The sequence below is a fragment of the Pseudomonas sp. P7548 genome (assembly GCF_013386585.1).
Taxonomy (GTDB): domain Bacteria; phylum Pseudomonadota; class Gammaproteobacteria; order Pseudomonadales; family Pseudomonadaceae; genus Aquipseudomonas.
In genome coordinates this window covers 1-372 of record NZ_JACARO010000192.1, presented here as the reverse complement: position 1 = coordinate 372, position 372 = coordinate 1, and the positions used below count along the sequence as shown (strand labels likewise).

Here is a 372-nt window from a genome sequence, read left to right as displayed (position 1 = left end):
GCGCTGGAAAACGTCATCGAAGGCCCGATCGTGGTCAAGAAGATGCCCCGCGACGCAGCGGTCGCCCTCGGTCGCAAGCTGCTGGCCAGGGTTGGCCTGGCGNNAACCCACCTCGGCACTGGACCCGGAACTGGTGGGTGAAGTGCTGGCGACCATCCGCAGCCTCGCCGAAGAAAACCGCACCATGGTCATCGTCACCCACGAAATGAGTTTTGCCCGCGATGTCGCCAACCGGGTGATCTTCTTCGACAAGGGCGTGATCGTGGAGCAAGGCGAAGCCAAGGCGCTGTTCGCCAACCCCAAGGAAGAACGCACCAAGCAGTTTTTGAGCAAATTCCTCGCCCACTGACTCCGTCCTGTAGTGAGCGGGCT

1 pseudogene is annotated in these 372 nt (G+C 61.6%); it reads left to right on the top strand.

The features are described from left to right. Positions 1-349, top strand: a pseudogene (locus tag HX803_RS32160) (L-cystine ABC transporter ATP-binding protein YecC); the annotation flags it as partial. Positions 350-372 lie beyond the last annotated feature (23 nt).